Raw genomic sequence first — 17,693 nt, 5'->3', positions numbered from 1 at the left:
CATTCCCTGCAGGGCACTTTCTGGAGACGAAACAGCGCTAGAGGCTCCGCTGGGTCATGACTCGGCAACTACCGGGATCCCGTCCAGGGCGGGTGATTGCAACCGATTTGCGGGAGGAGATGCAGCGCTCCTACCTAGAATACGCCATGAGCGTGATCGTGGGGCGGGCCTTGCCAGATGTGCGGGATGGCCTCAAGCCAGTCCATCGCCGCATCCTCTACGCCATGCACGAGCTGGGCCTGACGCCGGATCGCCCCTACCGCAAATGCGCTCGGGTGGTGGGGGAGGTGCTGGGGAAATACCACCCGCACGGGGATCAGGCAGTTTATGACGCGCTGGTGCGCATGGCCCAAGACTTTTCCAGCCGCTATCCCCTGGTGGCGGGACACGGCAACTTCGGTTCGGTGGACAACGACCCGCCGGCAGCCATGCGCTACACAGAGTGCCGACTGTCGACCCTGAGCCACAGAGTGCTTCTGGAGCAGCTCTCGGAAGAGGTCGTCGATTTTGCCCCCAATTTCGACGGATCCCACATCGAGCCGACCGTTTTGCCAGCCCGCCTGCCCATCTTGCTCCTCAATGGCGCTTCCGGGATCGCCGTAGGCATGGCCACCAGTATTCCGCCCCACAACTTGGGAGAAGTGGTGGACGGCCTGCTGGCTCTGATTGACCGTCCCAACCTCAGCGCCGAGGAGCTGTTGCGCTGGATCCCGGGGCCGGACTTTCCCACCGGCGGCCAGATTGTCGACAGCCAAGGGATCCGCGAAGCCTATCTCAGCGGGCGTGGCTCCATCACCCTGCGGGGAGTGGCCCACTTTGAGGAGGCTCAGCCGGGCAAAGGACGCCACCGGCGGCCCGCCCTGGTCATCACCGAGTTTCCCTACCAGGTGAACAAAGCCGCCTGGATTGAGAAAGTGGCAGAGCTGGTTGCCCAGGGTCGTCTCAGCGGCATTGCCGACTTGCGGGATGAGTCGGATCGCAAAGGCATTCGCGTGGTGGTGGAGCTTAAGCGGGAGGCCAATCCCCAGGAGGTTTTGCAGCAGCTCTATGAGCTGACCCCTTTGCAGAGCAACTTTGGGGTAATCCTGCTGGCCTTGGTGGATGGCAAGCCGCAGCAGCTTAACCTGAAGCAAATCTTGCAGCATTTTTTACAGTTTCGCGAAGCCACCCTCAACCGCCTGTTCCGCGCCGAACTGCAGCAGCTACAGCGCAAGGTAGAAGAAGTGGCGGGGATGGTGCTGGCCCTGGCCAATCTGCAGGGGGTGATCGAACTGCTGCAGCAAGCATCCGATGGCGCCACCGCCAAAGCCCAACTGCAGGCCCGCTTGGGTTGTACCCCTCAGCAGGCGGAGACCATCTTAGCCATGCCTCTGCGCCGCCTGACGGCCTTGGAACGGGAACGGTTGCAGCAAGAGCAGTCCCAGCTACAGGCCCGCATCAAAGAATTGCAGGGGCTCCTGAGTGACCGCCGCAAGCTTTTGAACTATTTGAAGAAAGAGCTGCGCCACCTGAAGAAAACCTTCGGCGATCCCCGGCGAACCCAGATTCTTTCCAAGGCTGAGCTGAAGGCAGAACAAGCGTAGCACTGGTAGTCAGGGGGGAACGGCTTAGGGAGTTGCACCTGCTCTGTCCGCTCTAGCCGTTGCAGAAGGGCGCTAGGCCAAAGAGGTTTTGTCGGCGGCGGGATCGACCTCTGGCGCTTCAGGATGGCGGGCAGATTTGGGAAGGGAGCCACCTGACTGGAGAACTAAGCAGCGCACGGTCTGGTGCAGTTCCTCCAGCAAGATGTTGAGGGCAGAGCGAAAGTCGCGATGGTCGTCCCGCATGTGTTCCAGAATGGCGCGGATGACTTCCTTACAATCCTTGAGAATGTGCTGCTGCTGGGCAATGATCTGCACCAGCTCACTGTGTTCTTTGAGCAGATCCCGCAGGCAGGTGCGCAGATCGTCTACCTGGCTTTGCCAGAAGGCCTGTCCCTCCCGCAGCTCCATGACGCTAGCGCGCAGGTCAACGATGGCGTCGCGCAGAGCTTGGCTTTGGCGGCACTCGGCCTCCAGTTGGCGCTGCAGCTTCTCTTGCTGTTGGCGCAACTCGGCATTGGCCTGCAAGTTGGCTTCAGCGGCTCTAAGCAGTTGCTCAAGGCGGGCCTCGACAAGAGCCCAGCGCTCCTGCCCTAGCGAGGATTGACCCCGACGGACTTGCCTGCTGAAGTACCTCACAGTCGCTTCCCCCTGTCTCCTAGGCAAGGGCATCCTGCAAGCTGGGGCTTGCCAGCCCTACCGATCATACTGCCTCTTGGGGATTCCCCTCGCTTGCGGAAACGGCTTTAGGCATTTTTGAGGTTTTCTTTGCCCGAGATGATGCGGGCGCTTAGAATGCGATCCCCCAGCTTAATTTTGCGCAGCACCTCGGTGCCTTCAGTAACATACCCAAACACAGCGTAGCGGCCATCCATGAGGTTGAGGCCGGCGGGGGTGAGATCCGGCTCGGCCATGAAGATGAAGAACTGAGAAGAGGCGCTGTTGGGATCCTCTAGATAGCGAGCCATAGCCACTGTTCCCTCGGCAGAAAAAGGCAAAGCCGGCTCCACATCCCAGAGGCCCAGTTGCTCAAAAGTCTGGCCGTAGCGGGGCATTAATTCACCTTTGGCGCGAATCTCCAGAGGAATGGTGCGAACTTTGCCCGTGGCCGGATCCACATAGCCGTCGGCAGGGCCAGGAGGATCCCCGGCTTGCACAAGGAAGAATTTCTCCACTCGATCAAAGGTCAGGCCATCGTAGAAGCCCCGCTGCACCAAGTCAGCGAAGTTGCCGGCAGTGATTGGAGCACTATAGCCATCGAGGGTGATCACCATACGCCCAGCGGTGGTGTTCAGCTCCACTTCTGCTCGGCCCAGGAGCTGAGGCTTGTCGGCATACTCCTGCGGGATCTCGTAGGGGAAAGCCCCCACCCACTTGCTCTCCAGGGATCCCAGTTTGTCCACCAGACGGTCGTAGGCGGCGCGAGCCTCTTCTTTGCCCTTGGGTTTGCGCTCCGTGGCCTGGTTGATGGTTTGCAACTCCTGCCGCAGAGCGGCAATTTCTTCAGAGGCGGCAGCAGCTTGCTCAGGGGGCAACTCCGCCAGCAGGGGATCCGTATAGCGGTCCAGAAGCCGCTCCACCTGGCGCACATCCCCCCGCACGGCTGACCAGCGGTTGTACTTCAGGTCCGCCTCGATCTTGGTAATGGCTTCATCGATTTCCCAAATCCGACTGTCCTGGATGGGCAGGGCCCGCCGCAAGAGAGTACGCGGATCGGTAATGGCATCCCCTTGGGGCAGCGCCAGCGCCGGGATCCCACCCAGCCAAACCGCCCAAAGCAATACAGCGGCCAAAACCAGCCGGAGCGATTTCCTCCCCCCCTCCCACCGCTCGGCCCTGCCGCCAACTGGGGATCCCTGCTGAGCACGCTGTGTCATGTCTTCACCCATTGCCAATGCTGCTTTTGCTCTCAGCCTGGCATTCTACCCTCGCCGGCGGCAAGCGCTGCGTGGTCAGAGCCCTTGCCTCGTAGCGGCAGCGGCGGAAGTAGGCTCAGCTGACTCTAGCTCGACCAGCCGCTTGGATCCTAATAGGGGGGCTGAAGTCTGTCTTGTGCGAAGGCGGCTCCGACTTTGCCAATGATGGAGAGCTTGATCTCCGGCTGATCGTCAAATGAGGCCAGCGCTTTCTTCCATGGCCTATAGTGCATAACAGCTTGTCAATTCAGGTGAAGGGATCCCGTCATTGGACAAGAGGACGGCTAGAGCATGGCGGCAAAGCAACTGAAGTTCTACTGGAGCCCTCAATTCCAGCTCTTTAGCTGCGACGGCGCCAAACTAGAGGGACATGGCTTTATTCAAACCAACCCTTCCCACGACCTGGTGCACCTATTTATTGCCGCCAACGGCAACATGCCCTGGCAGCCAGTGGAAAGCCGCGAGCAAACCTGCTTTGCCGAGTACAACGCCGTGCTGCTGGAGCACCTTTTGGTTAACTGCTTCAACGCGGCAGTGCTGGAATCCATGGCCCCTGAGCAAATTGTTCCAGAGGCCCGCAAGTTTTTGAAGTGGTTTGTCTCCGAGCACTATGCGCCTTTTCCGGTCTCAGAAGAAGAGGCTTTTCGCCGCTTTGCCGAGGCTTTGGATATCGATTGCATCGTGCGGCTATTTCCCTACTTCTACAGTTTGCGGGCTTGGGAATGCTTCAGCCCCATCTACCGCAGCGAGGTTTATGATTTGGAGTTTACTTCCGAAGATGACCCGGTCAGGGAAGCGCCAGAATGGGCAGCAGATCCCAATATTTTGCAAGCCCAAGAGCTGGTAAGACAAAAGCTCACTGAGGCATTGGCCGAGGCCAGATCAAGCTGATCCAGGCCAGAGTCGGTTTTCTCAACAACTCTCCCGACTTCACCACCCTTCAAAAAACCTGGCCTTGGCTTCAAGCCTGCCCGTGCTCGGTGAGGGAATTACCCACCACCAGCCGCCGGAAAGCCTTTTTGCCCACCTGCAAAACCCGCCCCGCTAGCTCCGAAGCGTTGGCAAACTCCAGGTTGGGATCCTCCACCTTTTGACCGTCCAGCCGCACAGCGCCCCCTTGAATCTGCCGACGGGCCTCGGCAGCGCTCTTGCACAGGCCGGACTCGCGCAGGATGTAGCTGAGCTTAACCGGATAGGACAAGCCCTCGACAGCAAAGGTGGGGATGGAGGCGGTCTCGACAAGTTCACCTTGCAACACCAGGGCTTGGGCGGTGCGCTGGGCCTCTTCTGCCACCTCAGGGGAGTGAAACTGAGCCACTAGGGTTTTGGCTAGGAGAATCTGGCGCTGACGGGGATCCGCCGGCAGCTCCGACAGGGGCACCGAGGTCAGCAGCTCAAAATAGCGCTCCACCAGGTGATCCGGCACCTTCTCCAGCTTGGAGTACATGGTGAGGGGATCCTCGGTCAGGCCCACGTAGTTGTTCTTGGACTTGGACATCTTCTGGTAGCCATCCAAGCCCTCCAAAAGAGGCACCGTTAGGCAAAACTGCGGGGTTTGCCCTTTCCAAAGCTGTAGCTCCCGGCCAACTAGGAGGTTAAAGCGCTGGTCAGTTCCCCCCAACTCCACGTCCGCCTCCAGTGCCACCGAGTCGTAGCCTTGCAGGAGAGGGTAGAGAAATTCGTGCAAGTAGATGGGCGTTCCCGAGCGGTAGCGCTGGGCAAAGTCTTCCTTGGCCAACATCTGCCCCACTGTCATCTGGGCTTGGAGCTCAATGAGCTCGCTGAGGGTGAGGCGGGCTAGCCACTCGCTGTTGCGGCGCACCTCCAGCCGGCCAGGGGTCTCAAAGTCCAAGATCTTGGCAGCCTGCTCCAGATAGGTGCGGGCATTCTCCTCCACTTCTTCTGGGGTCAGGCGGGGACGGGCCTCCGATTGGCCGGTGGGATCCCCGACCAGGGCCGTAAAGTCACCGATGAGCAAAATAGCCACATGGCCGGCATCCTGGAACTGGCGCAACTTGCGCAAGACCACCGCATGGCCCAGGTGCAGATCCGGCCGCGTGGGATCGATGCCCAGCTTGACCCGCAAGGGGCGATCGGTTTTGGCTAGGCGCTCTGCCAGAGCTGCTGCTCCCCCTGGAAAGATCTCGGCTACCCCCCGCTGGGTGATCTCGGCAATGCGGGGATCCTCTAGAGCGGAAGAGATAGGAGTTGGCTCCATCTCTGCACTGAGAGGCAACATGAGCCATTTTATTCCCTTGCCTAGAGGCGGCGAGGATCCCCTGCCGGCCCAGGAAGCGCCGCCCTATAATGGGGCAAACTTGGGGTTCTCCGCAACGCTGAAGTGACGGAGTTTTTGACGTGACCTACGGTCGCAGACCCTCGAGAGCTCCGCGGCACTCTTCCAGCCGCCCCTTTCCCCACCTGGACTACGACGAGTATACCGCTGACATCCCGCCCACCCGCTTCTCCTGGCTTGCTCAGGTTGCGGGCACGGTGGGCAAGCTGTTGCTGGGATCCCTGCTTTTGGGCTCTACGGCAACGGCTGCTGGCTTGTTGGGGTTGGCCATTAGCTTCCGCAACCTGCCCGATGTGCGTCAATTGCGGAACTACGTGCCGGTGGCCACCACCCACATTGTCGATATCCACGGCGAGCCCATTGCTAGCCTCCACGGGGAAGCCAACCGGGAGGTGATCTCCCTCGAAGAAGTCTCCCCGGAGATGAAGAAAGCGCTGCTGGCTATTGAAGACAGCCATTTCTACACCCACCCCGGCATCAACCCGGTCAGCTTGGGCCGGGCACTCTTGGGCAGCGTCGAGGGGGGATGGGGCTCGGCGGGGGGTGGATCCACCCTGACGATGCAGTTGGTGAAAAACCTTTTTCTAAAGCCGGAGCGCACCCTCAGCCGCAAGGTGGCCGAGATTGTGCTAGCGGTGCGGCTGGAGCAGGTCTTCACCAAAGACGAGATCCTAGAGATGTACCTCAACCAGGTGTACTGGGGGCACAATCTCTACGGCATTCAGGCGGCAGCCCGCAGCTACTTCAACAAAGATGCGGCGGAGCTCAACTTGGCGGAAGCAGCAATGCTGGCCGGGATCCTGCCGGCGCCAGAAATCTTCAGCCCCTTTCGCAACCTGGAGGCAGCCAAGCGGCGCCAACGGCTGGTGCTGGATCGCCTGGTGCAGCTCCAGTGGATTACCCCAGAAGAGGCGCAGGCAGCGCGAGAGCAGAAGCTGACTTTTGGCCGCATCACCTCTTTCCAAAGCAACGCGCCGGCGGTTACCGACGCCATTGAGGCAGAGCTGCGGCGCCGCTTTGGCGAGCAGGCCATCCTCCAGGGGGGGCTGCGGGTTCAGGCCACTATCGACCTGCGGCTGCAGCGCATTGCCCAGCGCATCGTCAACGAAGACGGGCCTCGCCTTACCGCCACTCGCCGGGCTGATCAGATGGCTCTGGCGGCGGTGGATCCCCGCACAGGCTACGTCAAGGCCCTTGTGGGCGGCATCAACGCTCGGCGGGGCCAATTTAACCGCGCCACCCAAGCCTTTCGCCAGACTGGCTCCACCTTCAAGCCCTACGTGTACTATGCGGCCCTGGCTAGCGGCCGCTACACACCCTACAGCATCCTCTACGACACCCCCGTCACCTATCCCGGCTCTCCTCCCTACAGGCCGAAAAACTATGACAACACCTTTTACGGCCCCCTCACCTTTGCCCGCGCCTTGGAGCTCTCCCGCAACGTGCCCACCGTCAAGCTGGCAGAGGAAGTCGGGATCCACAACGTCATTGCTGCAGCCCAGGCCACCGGCCTCAGCGCCGAGATGCCCCCCAACTTAACCACTGCCCTGGGGTCGGCCAGCGCCAGCCCCCTAGAGATGGCAGCCAGCTATGCTGTGTTTGCCAACGGCGGCTACTGGGTGGAGCCGACGCTCCTAGCCCAGGTGGTGGGTCGCGACGGCCAAGTTCTCTTCGAGGCCAAACCCCAGCCGCGGCAGGTTTTGGATCCCTGGGCGGTGGCCACCCTCAACCAGATCCTCAAAGGGGTGGTAACCCAGGGCACCGGGACGGCAGCCCGTCTAGACGATGGGCGACCGGTGGCTGGCAAAACGGGCACCACCTCGGATTTCCGCGACGCTTGGTTCATCGGCTATGTGCCGCAACTGTCCACTGCCATCTGGATTGGCAACGACAACAACTCTCCCATGCTCCCGGGTACGACAGGAGGCGCTTTTGTCGCTCCTACCTGGAAGCGCTTTATGACAGAGGCCCTGCAAGGGATCCCGCCCCAGGATTTCCCCAGCCCCGATTACTTTCCCCCTCCCCAACCATGAGCGATAGCGAGGAGCGGTTGGCGCGCATTGAGCGCACTGTCGAGGCCAACGCCCAGGCCATCGCCCAACTGGCCCGGCAAAACCAAGAGCTGCTACAAACCATTGCCGGCACCGAGGAGCGCATTGCCAGTGCCGAAGAACGCCTGGAGGCGGAAGTCAAACGCTGGGACGAGCGCTTTTTCCAGCTCAGCCGCGACACCCTCAACTTCACCCGCAATGGGGTTACCATTGCCGCCATCACCGCGGCTTTGATGTTGTCCCCCTGCTGATCGAGCTGCTGGGGCAGGGATCCCGCTGGTTTGGGCTTTCAGGCCAAGGCAAACAGGGCGCTGGGGCACCAGATCCCCACCGCCATGACTGGGGGATCCAGAGCGTAGTGGTTCTGAGTTACACTAAGACTGCAAAGAAAGGTAACGCCTTTGTCTGGTTTAGGCTTGCCTTCCCGGCGTCCTTTCTTGCATCTTTCGCACAAGACCCAGAGGACAGACGACTATGGCCTTTGAACTCCCACCTCTGCCCTACCCGGCCGACGCGCTTCAGCCCTACATGTCGGCAGAAACCTTCTCCTACCACCACGGCAAGCACCATGCGGCCTATGTAGCCAACCTAAACAAGCTGATCGAAGGCACCGAGCTGGCCAACAAGTCCCTGGAAGAAATCATGAAGACTACGTTCGGGGATCCTGATAAAGTGGGCATCTTCAACAATGCCGCCCAGGTTTGGAACCACACCTTTTTCTGGGAATCCATGAAGCCAGGCGGGGGCGGCGCGCCGACAGGGCCCATTGCCGACAAGATCAACGCTGATCTAGGCGGCTACGACAAGTTTGTGGAGGCTTTCAAAACGGCGGCGGCCACCCAGTTTGGCAGTGGCTGGGCCTGGCTGGTGCTGGACAACGGCACCCTGAAAGTGACCAAAACCCCCAACGCGGAAAACCCGCTGGTCCACGGCCAAGTTCCCCTGCTAACACTGGATGTGTGGGAGCATGCCTACTACCTGGACTACCAGAACCGGCGGCCTGACTACATCACCGCCTACCTGGAGCACCTGGTGAACTGGGATGCTGCCAACGCTCGGCTGGCGGCAGCCTGAGTGTATCTGTTCTGGGATCCCTGGACAGGGGATCCCCTTGAAGACTAGCTCCGCCTCTGCCAGCTAGGCAGACCTCTTTTGATGGGATTCGAGGGATCCTCAGCAACTGGGGATCCCTTTGCTCTTTTTGCAAGGCACCTCGAACCTGGAAGAATCTGATAGACTCAGGCGGGCATCTGGTTGCTGTCCTTTGGGTATCTATGCTGGCTAGCTGGCTGCAAATTTCAGGGATCCCTCTAGCCGTAGTCGGCCCGGTGAAAAACCCGGTGCTGGTATTCCTCATCATCCTGACGATCATGCTGGTGGCCCCGCTGCTATTTGAGCGACTGCGCCTGCCGGGGATCATCGGCCTGATCTTGTCCGGGTTGGTGGTGGGGCCCTACGGCTTGGGGATCCTGCAGCGGGACGAGACCATCGTCTTGTTGGGCACGGTGGGGCTGTTGTTTCTCATGTTCATGGCCGGGCTGGAGACCAGCCTGGAGGATTTAAAGCTCAACGCCGGCAAGGCCAGCATCTTCGGGGCGTTTACCTTCCTGTTGCCCATGCTCATCGGCACAGCAGCCATGCTGGCCATTGGGTATGACTTCCTGGCGGCGGTGCTGGTGGCCTCCTGCTTTGCCTCCCATACCCTGATTGGGCTGCCCATTGTCTCCAAGCTGGGGTTGATGCGCCTGCAGACGGTAACGGCTACCTTGGGGGCCACCCTTATCACGAATGTCCTGGCCTTGTTGGTGCTGGCGGTGGTGGTGCGCGCCCACCAAGGGGAGCTGTCGCTGCGCTTTTGGCTGACGTTGATCCCTTCCATTGCCCTCTACACGTTTGCCACCCTGTGGGGGGTGCCTAAGCTGGGCAGTTGGTTCTTTCAACGCTTTGGTCACGACGAGGGAGCAGAGTTTACTTTCGTGATCGCCACTTTGTTTGTGGTGGCCTACGGAGCGGGGTTGATCGGCATTGAGCCGGTGGTGGGAGCCTTTCTGGCCGGGACGGCCATTACCCCCATCATCCCGCCTCTCAGCCCCCTGATGAACCGGATCCGGTTTATCGGCAACACCCTGTTTGTGCCTTTTTTCTTGATCTCGGTGGGGATGTTGATCAATCCCGGCATTCTCTTGGGAGAGCCGCGCACACTGCTGGTGGGCGGGGTGATGATCGCAGCGGAGGTGGTGAGCAAGTTTCTGGCGGCTTGGATCCCGGCGCAACTGTTTGGCTGGCGCTTGGCCAGCGCTATGGTCATGTTTGGCCTGTCGATGGCCCAGGCGGCGGCTACCCTGGCGGCAATCACGGTGGCTTTTCAGGTGGAGTTGGTGGATGAGCTGACGGTGAACGGCACCATTGCCATGATCCTGGTGACCTGTGTTGCCTCGCCTTGGATTGTGGCCCGCTGGGGAGAGCAAATGCAGCCAGCCGAAGTGGCGGCAGAGTCCACTGAATTGCCCAAGCCAGCCTGGGGATCCCGCGTCCTGGTGCCGGTAGTCAACCCCGAGACTGAGAGCAACCTGCTGCGGTTGGCTCTGATTCTGGCCAAGAAAGAAGGGGGAACACTGCTGCCGCTGCATGTTTTGTCTGACTGTGCTGGGATCTCGCCAGCAGCCCTGGCCCGGCAAGAGCAGTTGTTGTCCTTTGCCGAGTCCCTAGCCCACAGCGCTGCAGCGCGGGTGGAAGCCATTCGCCGGGTGGATGACTCGGTGGAAAAGGGAATCGTCCGCTCGGCCCTGGAGCGGCAGGCGACCTTGGTGATCCTGGGCTGGAAGGGCTACTCCACCTACGCGGAAAACTTCTTCGGCAGCACCATTGACGCCGTGGTGCGGCAGGTGGAGATCCCGGTGCTAATCGCGCGCTTCCCTGTTCCGCTCGAGACGACGCGGCGCATCCTTTTGGCAGCCCCAGAGTTGGAAGTGTCTCCTGGATCCCTGCAGCAGACGATTGGGCTGGCGCAGACGCTGGCTGGGGAGTTGAAAGCGGCGCTGCAGCTTCTCTTAGTGCAAACCCGACCGCTGCGGGAGCGCTCTCCGGGCCCGGGGGCGGCAAGCTATGCCCATCTGCCGGTACAGCGGGTGCAGGGGGGGTTGGTGGCCGAGGTGCTCAAAGCCCTGCAGCCGGGGGATATGTTGGTGGGAGTGCTCAGCGAAGCCCGCAGCCGCTTTCGCCTAAGCCGCGAGCCGGAGATCATCGCCCGCCATCGTCCCGACCTCCCCATGATCGTGGTGCATCTGCCTGCTGCCCACCCGCCGCGTTTGCAGGAGAGTGTTCTGGCGGCAGGAGACTCCACTTGGTACTAGGGCTAGTGAGACTGGCTCAAACGGCAGCCCGCTTCCCCTGCTAGACTGAGAAATCGCGATCAACACCCACCCTCGCCGAGGAAAGACGTCGCTAGCGCCGGGCGGAGCCTATGGTTGCCTATTTGCTGGAAGTTGGCTGTGAGGAGCTGCCAGCTAGTTTTGTGGATTCGGCCCTAGAGCAGTGGAGGACGGGGATCCCGGCCTCTTTGGCAGAAGCCCATCTGCAGGCCGAGCAGATGCAGCTTTTCGGCACGCCGCGGCGCCTGGCAGTTCTGCTGCAGGGGCTGCCCACCCAACAGCCGGATCGCCTTCTGGAGGTGAAGGGGCCGCCAGTTCAGGTGGCCTACCAAGACGGCCGGCTTACCCCTGCCGGGGAAAAGTTTGCCCAGAAACAGGGGGTGGATCCCGCCAGCCTGGAGATCCGGCAGGTGGGGAAGGGCTCCTTTGTCTTTGCCGTGCAGCGGGTGCAGGGACGTCCAACAGCAGCGGTGCTCCAGGAATTGGCGCCCACCTGGATCACCTCCTTGAGCGGCAAGCGGATGATGCGCTGGGGCTACGGGGAGTTCAAGTTTCCCCGCCCCATCCGCTGGCTGGTCTCCCTCTGGGACGATCAGGTGCTGCCTCTGCTCTGGCCTACCCCTGACGGCAATCCTCCGTCGGGCTTAGTGGCTGGTCGGGTAAGCCGTGGCCACCGCGTCTTGGGATCCCCGCAGGTCGTCTTGGAGCGGGCCGAGAGCTACGTTCAGCAGATGCAAGCAGCAGGGGTAAACCCCGACCCGGCAGCGCGGGCAGCGCACATCCAGGCGGAGGTGACCCGGCTAGCCAAGCAGGTGAACGGGCAGGCCCAGATCCCCTCTGCTCTGCTGCAGGAGGTGGTGCAGTTGGTGGAGTGGCCAACGGCAGTTCTGGGGCGCTTTGAGCCGGAGTTTTTGCGCTTGCCCCCTGCGGTCATTGAAACGGTGATGATTGCCCACCAGCGCTACTTTCCCGTGCGGGATGGGCGGGATCCCGGAAAACTGCTGCCCTACTTCATCACCATCTCCAACGGCGACCCCCGGCAAGCGGAGCGGATTGCGGCAGGCAACAGCCGTGTGGTGCGGGCCCGCTTGGCCGATGCCCGCTTTTTCTACGAGGAGGATCGCCGCCTCCCCTTGGCCCAGCGGGTGGAACGTCTCCAGGCGGTTACCTTTGCCGAGGGGCTGGGATCGATGCGCGACAAAGTAGAGCGCATCCGCCACATCAGCCGCCTCATTGCCACTGCCTTGAACTTGGATCCCCAAGAGCAGGCCTTGGTGGATCGCACGGCTTACCTGTGCAAGGCAGATTTGGTTACCCAAATGGTGTACGAGTTCCCAGAGCTGCAGGGGATCATGGGCGCCGAGTACGCCCGCCAGGACGGCGAGCCTGAAGCCGTGGCCGAGGGGATCGAGCAGCACTACTGGCCTTTGGGGGCAGGGGAGGCTCTGCCCACCTCTTTGACCGGGCGGGTCGTGGGCTGGGCAGATCGCCTAGACACCCTGGTGGGCATGTTCCACCTGGGGCAGATCCCTACGGGCTCTTCGGATCGCTTTGCCCTGCGGCGGGCTGCCAACAGCCTGGTATTGATTGCCTGGGAGGCTGACTGGAGGTTGGATGTCAATGAGCTCCTGCGCCAGGTGGTGCGGGACTACGCGGCGGGAGACGAAAGGACCTTAAAGGCCTTGCAGGAGTTTCTTGCCCAGCGGCTGCAAATCCTTCTGCAGGAGGAAAAGCGAATTGACTACGACTTGGTCAGAGCCGTGGTCGGGGATCCCGAGTCTGTCCACGGCAAGGAGCCCCAGAAAGCGGAACTGACCTTGCGGGCTTTGAGCAACCTGCCTCTCACCCTGCTGCGGGCCGAGTACCTGCAGCATCTGCGAGCGACTGGAGAGTTGGCAGATCTCTACCCCACCCTCAACCGCTGCGCCCGCCTGGCCACCCAAGGGAATTTGGACTACGCCGTGCTGGATCCGGCGGCTGCAGTGAATCCTAGGCTGTTTCAGGAGACGGCAGAGCAGGAGCTGTACGAAGCCTGTCAAAGGGTTTACCGGCTGGGCGTGGGGCCAGCCTGCCAAGGAGACTTTACCCCACTGGTGGAGAGCCTACAGGCAGCAGCCCCTGCAGTGGATCGTTTCTTCGAGGCGGTTTTGGTCATGGAGCCGGATCCCAGCCTGCGAGCCAACCGGCTGAACCTGTTGGGGATATTGCGCAACCAGTCTCGCCTGCTGGGAGATATGGGGGCTGTGGTCATGGCCGGGGAAGCGACGCCAGAGAAGAGCCGCTAGCCGCCGGCTGGCTATCCCAGTAACTAAGCGTAGGCGAGGGAGTAGAACAAGACTATGCAAGAAAGCGTAAGCATTGCTGCAAGGCCCGCTGCACTGAGCCCAGGTAGCCCTCTCCAAACAAGTTGAGATGGTTGAGCCAGTGGTAGAGCTGGTAGAGGGGCTTGCGGTGAGGATACCCCTCGTCCAGGGGATAGGCCTCTTGATAGGCCCGGTAGAACTCCGCCGGGAAGCCGCCAAAAAGCTCAGTCATCGCCAGATCCGTCTCCCGATCCCCGTAGTAGGTGGCTGGGTCGAAAATGACCGGCGAGCCATCGGGCAAGGCGCCGTAGTTGCCGCCCCAGAGATCCCCGTGTAGCAGAGACGGGACGGGCCGGTAGTTGCGAAAGAAAGTCTCTAGCTCCGCCATTACCCGCTCGGCTTGCGTCACCCAGGCGCCGCGGTAACCCCGCTGACAAGCCAGCTTGACCTGGTAGAGAAGTCGCTGTTCTCGGTAGAAGTCCACCCAGTTCTGCCGCCAACTGTTGATCTGCGGCGTCGAACCAATGGTGTTGTTGCGATCCCAGCCGTAGTTGCCGTTGGGGGAGAGCGTGCGGTGCAACTGGGCCAACTGGGATCCCAGCAAACTTCCCGTTTGGGGGCGGGGCGAACTCAGCTCCAGGTATTCCAGCACCAGGTAAGCCTGCCCATCAAAGGATCCCCAGGCAATCGGCTGTGGCACCCGCACGGCATTGGCCGCCGCCAAGGTTTGCAGGCCCGCCGCCTCTGCTGCAAACATCTCCAGCGCTCTTTCTCCTCCCCCCGCCACCTTGACAAAGTAGTCCCGTCTTTCCTGGCCAGAAGAAGCCTGAAGCACACAGGAAAGCTGGTAGGCGGCGTTGATGCTGCCCCCGCCCAGGGGACGGTAGTGTAGAGGATGCAAGGGATCCCCTGTGGCTTCAGAGAGGTGCTGGGCAACGGCCTGCCAAAAGTTCTGCATCAATACTGGGCTAGCTGGGCTAGTGGTTTAGATGCACTATCGGTGTCAGTCCGGCAACCGACCCAGCTACCAGCGTAGCAAAGCTGCCTGCCGCGTCCATTTCTCGCTTGGGCGATAACCTCCGCCGCCTTTCTGGCCGCCTGGCGAGAGCCCAGAAGCTGCTATTCTCCTTCTACCGCTGCCTCAGCATCCCAAAAGTCGAGTTCAATGGCTTGGGATCCCCCCACTGCCAACAGCTCCAGCAGGGATCCCAGCCGCCACCAGATCAGTCCTGCTGTGCTGAAGACAAGGATCCCGCCGACCAAGGCCGCCAAAGCCAGAGATAGGCCAAAAACGTGTAAACAGGCAGCTACAAAGCCAAAGGCAAACAGATTGCAGAGGGTGTAGCTGAGGATGATCCCCGGCGTGCGGTAGCGGATCTGCCCCTGGCCCTCTCGGTTCTGCTGCCAAAGGGCTACCTGGTATTCCAACTTGTCTTTAAAGATGATGCCGAAAATAATAGCCAAGAAGCTGAGCAGGGCAATGGCCGAGTAGATAGGGGGGTTGACAAGGCTACGGGAAAACTCGCCGCTGAGGTAGAGGGACTCCATAAGACTTAGCTGACCCAACTCCCCCTAGCTTAACATTTCTTAGCATCTTCTGCTGGGACAACCACCTGGGGCATCAGTTGCTCAACCAATAGGAGCAGCGTGTTGGCCACAGAAGCCGGCTCTTGAGCATTTAAGGTCGTGTGGGGAATTGAGCCGTCTTGGTTGTTCAGGATCAGCAAAATGTCTTCCGGATCCCAGGCATTGGGGTGATCGACGTGGGTGATCCCAATAACTGAGGGAGCACGGGTTCTGGACCTCATAAAGGCTTGAATGGCCTGGGCATTGCGAAACTGGCTAGGCAGGTGGGCAGGCACCAGAAGAACGTAGCCATGAGCGCGCTGGATTAAAATATCCCACATAAAGCTAAAGCGGGCCTGGCCGGGCGTGCCGTAGAGATGCAGCCACATCTCTTCTTCCTCTTCGCCAATTCTCAGGCGGCCAAAGTCCATGCTGACCGTTGTGCTTTGCTTTAGCTCTGCCACCTCATCGGTGGCCTTGCAATCGGTATCGACCACCTCTATCTCGCTGATGGTGCGAATAAAGGTGGACTTTCCAGCGCCCACGGGCCCGGTGACAACAATGCGGAGAATATTGTCCATAGTGAGCTTCCCCCCACGAAAGACCAGCCCGCTCAAACCCAATTGGTTAGGAAGAAGCTAAACTGCTAGCTCCGCTAGCGATCAAGCGTTTAAACAAGGTCTCGCTCATACCCGTTTCCTGTTGCACAGCGTTGTAGGCCACCTCAAGGTAGGCTTGCTCAATAAAAGAAAGGTCGATCATACAAACTTTGCCTAGGCTCACCCGCAGTTCCTCGGGCTTACCTTCCTTGACTAGCCGACGACTCACCTCCCGAACCACTGTGGCCATGGCGGGCACCACATGCTGAGGGCCAATGCCAACGCGCACGTGAACTAGGCCAATTTTCCAGCGGCGCTCAGCGTACTGGGGGCCCCAGTTGTCCATACCTGTAAACATTTCCCTAAACCACTCGGCAAAGGTCTGGCCCAGCCGCTGCCGGTTGTGCTTGGCTATGACTGCCGCCATCTCAGGGTCGCGATCCAGGTAGTTGTAAAAGGTATCCGACATCTCTGAGGCAATGCTGCTGCCCCAGTCGGCATTTTGCTGCAAAATCTTCTTATCTTCATCCGTAAATTCGGTACGCGAGATCAAGACTTGCAACAGCTCCAGAGGTTTGATGGCCATAGTTCCCTCAAAATCAGGTCAAAGTCAAACTCAGCCTATCTACTTCATGGCTTCCGCAATGCTTGCCGCAGCTCGCTTCATCTCCAAAAACAGCAAGCCCTGCTTTACCTCGTCGCTAGCAATCGTCAGCAAGACAGCATCGGGGCCGCAGCGGGTTAAAACTCCATATCCCTTTTCTCCCTGCACAAAGACCCTCTCTATAGTTCCACGACCCAGCTCTTTCCCGATCCTCTCCCCCAAAGCAAGCATGGCAGCAGACATGGCAGAGGTTCTTTCCTCGTCCATGCCTACGGGCAGTGCGGATGCCAATGGCAACCCATCGGGAGTGACCACAGCCGCTCCTTGAATTCCTGGCGTGCTGGAAATGTAGTTCTGGAGAACTGCCTGCAAAGAGGATAAGTTAGCCATGCTTTCTCTCCTTGCTTTTTATCTTCCCGCCTATTTGCTGATGCTCCTGTCTGATGCAGAAGATACTGCCACAAAACTACTTATCACGGACTGCCTTCAGCAAAGTAGCCAGTCGCGCAACCAACGAGGGCTTGACCTGGCCGCTTTCCTCCGAGAAAGAGGGTAGCTTGGCGCTCAGCTTTTCCTTCCCTGTCAACTTATCTGAAGCAGGCAAAGAGGGAGCAATAGCCGCTGGGCCCTCACAAGGGCTGATGAGTCCCAGCTTGGCCAAGCGAGCACAGGCATAGCGAACTTCCAGAAGATCTGCACCCAACGCCCGGGCCACGTCAGTTAGCCTGCGCGAAGGCGAAACCTGCTCTAGGATCCCCCACTCCAAGGCAGAGAGCTTGTACAAGGGCAGCTCGGTGCTGGTGCGCCAGAAGTAGCTATCTGGTTGGGGCAAGTCTTCTTCCGGACGCTGATCCCACTTGATCTGCTGCAGCGCTTCTAGAACTGCAGCGGTGGCACTTTTGCTCAAGCCCGTCATCTCTCGATAAGGCATGGGTACGCCGGTCAGGAAACTGAACTGCCCCGCTTCCAGGGCAAAGAGGCAGTAGAGACCCACCTGGAGCTGATGGCGAAAGAGCTTGGCCAAATCTGCAGGCGAGATCAACCCCTGCCGCTGTAAATAGCGCCCCAGAGGCTCTTGCGCACCACAGAAGGAAGCCAACTTTTCCACGACCCGATCGCTAACAAGAGCGGAACGGGCTAACAACCTCTCTAAGCGGTGCTCCTCTTCGGGGGGCAGAGTAGCAATGACCCGACCTTGATAAAACCAGATTTTGTAGATGCCGTTTGGGGCCCAGATGGAAAGTTGCCCTGTTTTGCTGCCCCTTTCAACTAGCTGCAACAAGTCAGGCAAAGAAAATTCCCGGAGGTCTCCGACTATGGCCATGGCCAGCCTCCCTCGCGTAGTGTTTTAGGGATCCCCGCAACACATCCTATTCTCGACCAAATATTTTTCCCGGACAACTGTGC

General features: G+C 60.1%; 15 protein-coding genes and 1 pseudogene. 7 read left to right on the top strand and 9 right to left on the bottom strand.

Annotated elements, in window-relative coordinates:
* Nucleotides 1-56: 56 nt before the first annotated feature.
* Nucleotides 57-1,574 (top strand): annotated as a pseudogene (locus tag NW814_RS04475) (DNA gyrase/topoisomerase IV subunit A); the annotation flags it as partial.
* Between the two features lie 81 nt (nucleotides 1,575-1,655).
* Here NW814_RS04475 and NW814_RS04470 read toward each other — a convergent pair.
* Both NW814_RS04470 and NW814_RS04465 read right to left on the bottom strand, forming a co-directional pair.
* Nucleotides 1,656-2,219, bottom strand: a complete 564-nt coding sequence (locus NW814_RS04470) for a hypothetical protein (protein WP_414393635.1) — start codon at nucleotides 2,217-2,219, stop codon at nucleotides 1,656-1,658.
* A gap of 107 nt (nucleotides 2,220-2,326) precedes the next feature.
* Entirely contained in the window at nucleotides 2,327-3,457 is a 1,131-nt protein-coding gene (locus NW814_RS04465; RefSeq protein WP_414405353.1) for a peptidylprolyl isomerase, read from the bottom strand.
* Nucleotides 3,458-3,787: 330 nt separating this feature from the next.
* Between NW814_RS04465 and NW814_RS04460 the strand changes: the two genes are divergently transcribed.
* The gene (locus tag NW814_RS04460) at nucleotides 3,788-4,387 is read left to right on the top strand and encodes a hypothetical protein (protein WP_414405352.1); all 600 of its coding nucleotides are present in this window, start codon (nucleotides 3,788-3,790) and stop codon (nucleotides 4,385-4,387) included.
* Nucleotides 4,388-4,457: 70 nt separating this feature from the next.
* On the opposite strand, the gene tyrS is transcribed toward NW814_RS04460, so the two are convergent.
* Complete coding sequence (gene tyrS, locus NW814_RS04455) at nucleotides 4,458-5,714, bottom strand: tyrosine--tRNA ligase (protein ID WP_414405351.1); 1,257 nt, start codon at nucleotides 5,712-5,714, stop codon at nucleotides 4,458-4,460.
* A 140-nt stretch (nucleotides 5,715-5,854) separates the two neighbouring features.
* On the opposite strand from tyrS, the gene NW814_RS04450 reads away from it, so the two are divergent.
* The 5 genes from NW814_RS04450 (at nucleotide 5,855) to glyS (ending at nucleotide 13,499) form a co-directional block, all read left to right on the top strand.
* On the top strand, nucleotides 5,855-7,825 hold the full coding sequence (locus NW814_RS04450; RefSeq protein WP_414405350.1) for a transglycosylase domain-containing protein: 1,971 nt from the start codon (nucleotides 5,855-5,857) through the stop codon (nucleotides 7,823-7,825).
* The gene (locus NW814_RS04445) at nucleotides 7,822-8,094 is read left to right on the top strand and encodes a hypothetical protein (protein ID WP_414405349.1); all 273 of its coding nucleotides are present in this window, start codon (nucleotides 7,822-7,824) and stop codon (nucleotides 8,092-8,094) included. Before NW814_RS04450 ends, NW814_RS04445 begins: the two co-directional genes overlap by 4 nt.
* A gap of 223 nt (nucleotides 8,095-8,317) precedes the next feature.
* Nucleotides 8,318-8,917: a superoxide dismutase gene (locus NW814_RS04440; protein WP_414393646.1), complete on the top strand. Its 600-nt coding sequence runs from the start codon at nucleotides 8,318-8,320 to the stop codon at nucleotides 8,915-8,917.
* A 200-nt stretch (nucleotides 8,918-9,117) separates the two neighbouring features.
* Nucleotides 9,118-11,196 carry a cation:proton antiporter gene (locus NW814_RS04435; protein WP_414405348.1) on the top strand — a complete coding sequence of 693 codons (2,079 nt, stop codon included), beginning with the start codon at nucleotides 9,118-9,120 and terminating at the stop codon, nucleotides 11,194-11,196.
* 110 nt (nucleotides 11,197-11,306) lie between these two features.
* Entirely contained in the window at nucleotides 11,307-13,499 is a 2,193-nt protein-coding gene (gene glyS, locus NW814_RS04430) for a glycine--tRNA ligase subunit beta (RefSeq protein ID WP_414405347.1), read from the top strand.
* Between the two features lie 52 nt (nucleotides 13,500-13,551).
* On the opposite strand, the gene NW814_RS04425 is transcribed toward glyS, so the two are convergent.
* The 6 genes from NW814_RS04425 to NW814_RS04400 all read right to left on the bottom strand — a co-directional run bounded on the left by NW814_RS04425 (nucleotide 13,552) and on the right by NW814_RS04400 (nucleotide 17,610).
* Entirely contained in the window at nucleotides 13,552-14,475 is a 924-nt protein-coding gene (locus NW814_RS04425; protein ID WP_414393655.1) for a fructosamine kinase family protein, read from the bottom strand.
* Nucleotides 14,476-14,636: 161 nt separating this feature from the next.
* Complete coding sequence (locus NW814_RS04420; RefSeq protein ID WP_414405346.1) at nucleotides 14,637-15,065, bottom strand: hypothetical protein; 429 nt, start codon at nucleotides 15,063-15,065, stop codon at nucleotides 14,637-14,639.
* 29 nt (nucleotides 15,066-15,094) lie between these two features.
* A complete protein-coding gene (locus NW814_RS04415; RefSeq protein WP_414405345.1) occupies nucleotides 15,095-15,664 on the bottom strand; it encodes a GTP-binding protein in 570 nt (189 codons plus the stop codon).
* A gap of 46 nt (nucleotides 15,665-15,710) precedes the next feature.
* The gene (locus NW814_RS04410) at nucleotides 15,711-16,268 is read right to left on the bottom strand and encodes a protoglobin domain-containing protein (protein ID WP_414405344.1); all 558 of its coding nucleotides are present in this window, start codon (nucleotides 16,266-16,268) and stop codon (nucleotides 15,711-15,713) included.
* Between the two features lie 39 nt (nucleotides 16,269-16,307).
* The gene (locus NW814_RS04405; RefSeq protein WP_414405343.1) at nucleotides 16,308-16,676 is read right to left on the bottom strand and encodes a roadblock/LC7 domain-containing protein; all 369 of its coding nucleotides are present in this window, start codon (nucleotides 16,674-16,676) and stop codon (nucleotides 16,308-16,310) included.
* Between the two features lie 76 nt (nucleotides 16,677-16,752).
* Nucleotides 16,753-17,610: a DUF4388 domain-containing protein gene (locus NW814_RS04400; protein ID WP_414405342.1), complete on the bottom strand. Its 858-nt coding sequence runs from the start codon at nucleotides 17,608-17,610 to the stop codon at nucleotides 16,753-16,755.
* Between the last annotated feature and the right edge of the window lie 83 nt (nucleotides 17,611-17,693).

Origin of the sequence: Synechococcus sp. R65.1, assembly GCF_047461755.1 — a bacterium.
In the GTDB taxonomy this organism is placed as follows: Bacteria; Cyanobacteriota; Cyanobacteriia; order Thermostichales; family Thermostichaceae; genus Thermostichus.
The sequence above is the reverse complement of the archived record's forward strand: the minus strand, read 5'-3'. Positions and strand labels throughout refer to the sequence as shown.

What these genes read in the sequence shown, in the direction of transcription:
- NW814_RS04465 (WP_414405353.1), bottom strand. Translation starts at nt 3,457, where the DNA reads ATGACACAGCGTGCTCAGCAGGGATCCCCAGTTGGCGGCAGGGCCGAG.
- NW814_RS04460 (WP_414405352.1), top strand. Translation starts at nt 3,788, where the DNA reads ATGGCGGCAAAGCAACTGAAGTTCTACTGGAGCCCTCAATTCCAGCTC.
- tyrS (WP_414405351.1), bottom strand. Translation starts at nt 5,714, where the DNA reads ATGGAGCCAACTCCTATCTCTTCCGCTCTAGAGGATCCCCGCATTGCC.
- NW814_RS04445 (WP_414405349.1), top strand. Translation starts at nt 7,822, where the DNA reads ATGAGCGATAGCGAGGAGCGGTTGGCGCGCATTGAGCGCACTGTCGAG.
- NW814_RS04440 (WP_414393646.1), top strand. Translation starts at nt 8,318, where the DNA reads ATGGCCTTTGAACTCCCACCTCTGCCCTACCCGGCCGACGCGCTTCAG.
- NW814_RS04435 (WP_414405348.1), top strand. Translation starts at nt 9,118, where the DNA reads ATGCTGGCTAGCTGGCTGCAAATTTCAGGGATCCCTCTAGCCGTAGTC.
- glyS (WP_414405347.1), top strand. Translation starts at nt 11,307, where the DNA reads ATGGTTGCCTATTTGCTGGAAGTTGGCTGTGAGGAGCTGCCAGCTAGT.
- NW814_RS04425 (WP_414393655.1), bottom strand. Translation starts at nt 14,475, where the DNA reads ATGCAGAACTTTTGGCAGGCCGTTGCCCAGCACCTCTCTGAAGCCACA.
- NW814_RS04420 (WP_414405346.1), bottom strand. Translation starts at nt 15,065, where the DNA reads ATGGAGTCCCTCTACCTCAGCGGCGAGTTTTCCCGTAGCCTTGTCAAC.
- NW814_RS04415 (WP_414405345.1), bottom strand. Translation starts at nt 15,664, where the DNA reads ATGGACAATATTCTCCGCATTGTTGTCACCGGGCCCGTGGGCGCTGGA.
- NW814_RS04410 (WP_414405344.1), bottom strand. Translation starts at nt 16,268, where the DNA reads ATGGCCATCAAACCTCTGGAGCTGTTGCAAGTCTTGATCTCGCGTACC.
- NW814_RS04405 (WP_414405343.1), bottom strand. Translation starts at nt 16,676, where the DNA reads ATGGCTAACTTATCCTCTTTGCAGGCAGTTCTCCAGAACTACATTTCC.
- NW814_RS04400 (WP_414405342.1), bottom strand. Translation starts at nt 17,610, where the DNA reads ATGGCCATAGTCGGAGACCTCCGGGAATTTTCTTTGCCTGACTTGTTG.